At 74.3% G+C, this 2,375-nt stretch carries 2 protein-coding genes; both read right to left on the bottom strand.

The window, feature by feature from the left end:
- Nucleotides 1–929, bottom strand: a 929-nt coding sequence (locus ABD308_RS37250; RefSeq protein WP_344345035.1) for an ROK family transcriptional regulator, incomplete at its 3' end; no start/stop codon positions are given.
- 313 nt (nt 930–1,242) lie between these two features.
- Nucleotides 1,243–2,019: an SDR family oxidoreductase gene (locus ABD308_RS37245; protein ID WP_344345033.1), complete on the bottom strand. Its 777-nt coding sequence runs from the start codon at nt 2,017–2,019 to the stop codon at nt 1,243–1,245.
- Between the last annotated feature and the right edge of the window lie 356 nt (nt 2,020–2,375).

Below are 2,375 nucleotides of genomic sequence, written 5' to 3'. Positions count from 1 at the left end.
CTCTGCACCAGGCGGGTCAGGAAGCGGTCGGTGGCGACCTTCGCCACCGCGTCGCCCTCGCGGGCCAGCTTCAGCACCCGGGCCACCGCCGCCTCGTCCAGCGGGTTGAGCGGCTTGCCGGTGGTGGAGAGCAGCCGTTCCGGCGTCACCTCCTGGCCCAGCAGGTGCAGGGCGCCGATCTCGCCGGCCGCGCCGCCGAAGCCCCGGTGCAGGCGGCCGTTGATGAGCGAGCCGGCGCCCGGGCTCAGGCCCGCCATGACGAACACGACGTCGTCGGCGCCGACCGCCGCGCCCTGCCAGTGCTCGGCGATCGCGGCGAGGTTGGCGTCGTTCTCGATCATCACCGGGCAGCGGAACGAGCGCCGCAGCCGCGCGCCGAGGTCCAGGCCGGTCCACCCGGGCATCGCGGTGCCCAACTGCACGGTGCCGTCCCGGTCGACGATGCCCGGCGTGCCGACGCCCACCGCCCACAGGTTGTCCCGGGACACGCCCGCCTTGCGCAGCACCTCCGCGACCACCGACCGTACGGCGGCGAGCCGTTCCTCCGGGTCCAGGGTCTCGTCGACCGGGCGGAAGTGGGTGCCCACCACGTCACCGGCGAGGTCGGCGAGGATGATCCGGATGTCGTGCACCCCGATCTCGATGCCGAGGATGTGTCCCGCCTCGGCCCGGAAGCGGAACCACCGGGCCGGTCGGCCGCGCCGCCCCGAGCCGGGCTGACCGCCCGGCTGCGGCTGCTCGACCTCGGCGACCAGGCCGGTCTCCACCAGGCCCTCGATCACGCCCTCGACCGTCGGCCGGGACAGTCCGGTGTCGCCGACCAGCTGGGTCAGGGTCACCGCGTGGCCCTCGCGCAGCGCCCGGAGGGTCACCGCCGCGTTGATCCGCCGCAGGAGTGAGGAGTCGCCACCGGTGAGTCTGTCCGCCAAGACGCTGCCCTTCGCCGTTCCGCGCGACTGCCCTGGCGCGCGTGCCGTGTGGACGGGCGCCGCCGGGCGACGCCACCGGCCGGTCGTGCCGGAGGCCGCCCCCGGGCGGACCCGCGGGATTTCAGCCACCCGGCGGAACGGCACGGCGGTGCTGCGCCGCCTTTGCCGGTCCGGGTGGCCCGAGCCGGATGCTACCGGGGCTCCGGCCTGCCCGGCGAGCATCTTCCCAGCTCATCCAGGCTTCGGTATCGAAATGGTACGGATCGGGTGGCAGTGCGTGACCCTACCCTTACCGCCCCACTGTCGCCGAGGGTCAGCGCAGACCGCCGGTCGCGCCGAGGTTCTGGCCGGACACCCACCGGCCGTCCGGGCCGACCAGGAACGCGATGACGTCCGCGACGTCCGCCGGCTGCCCGAGTCGTCGCAGCGGCGTCAGTCCGGCCACCGTCTCCAGCGCCTGCGGGGGATTGGTGGACCGTAGCAGCTCGGTCTCCACCGGCCCGGGGGAGACGGTGTTGCAGGTGATCCCGCGCGGCCCGAGTTCCAGCGCCGCGGCCTCCGTCAGCTGCTCCAGCGCGCCCTTGCTGGCCAGGTACGGCGCGATGCCGGGGGCCGGACGGCGGGTGTTGAGGGTGGAGACGTTCACGATCCGTCCGCCGTCGCGCATCCGGCGCGCCGCGTACCGCAGCGTCAGGAACACCGCGCGGGTGTTGACGGCGAGCACGGCGTCGAACTCCGCCGCCCCGGTCTCGGCGAGCGGCGTGCGGGTGAACGAGGCCGCCGCGTTGTTGACGAGGATGTCCAGCCCGCCGAGTTCCTCCTCGGCCGCCGCCATCAGCCGCTCCGCGCCGTCCGGTTCGGCGAGGTCGGCCCGCAGCGCGTGCGCCCGCCCGGGCCCTCGCGCGGCCACCGCGCGTACGACCTCCGCCGCCGCCGCGTCGTCGTGCCCGTACCCGAACACCACGTCGGCGCCGTCCGCCGTCAGCCGCTCCACCACGGCCCGCCCGATCCCGCGCGAGCCACCCGTGACGACCGCCGCCCGGCCCGCCAGCACCCCGGCCGACCCGTCCGCGGTCACCTTGTCCGCCATCCCGACAACCCCGTTCCCCGCCGGCCGCACACCGGCTTCAGGGAGAACCTACCGCCCGTCCCTCACCCGGGAGGGTGGTTTCGTAGCCGGACGAGTCGTCATTTAACATGCCGTTAAGCCGACTTCCTGTGATATGGCCCGCGCGGGTGGAGCGTGTGAGGGGTGCCTGCTCAGGGGCCTTATGCTGCTGCGCATGCTGAGCGAGACACGCCCGGTTGGTTCGAGGGCGGCCATCTTGTCGGATCAGGAGTTCGTGCGGGCGCAGACCCGGATCGGGCCGGTGCCGTTCGTGCCCGAGGTGCGCCTGCACATGGCGGAGGACGCCATCGCGCTGTGGGAGACCACCGAGGCGGCGC

It is taken from the genome of Kitasatospora putterlickiae (assembly GCF_039527695.1).
Lineage (GTDB): Bacteria > Actinomycetota > Actinomycetes > Streptomycetales > Streptomycetaceae > Kitasatospora > Kitasatospora putterlickiae.
Note: the sequence above shows the minus strand (reverse complement) of the source record. Positions and strands in the feature narration are given on the sequence as shown.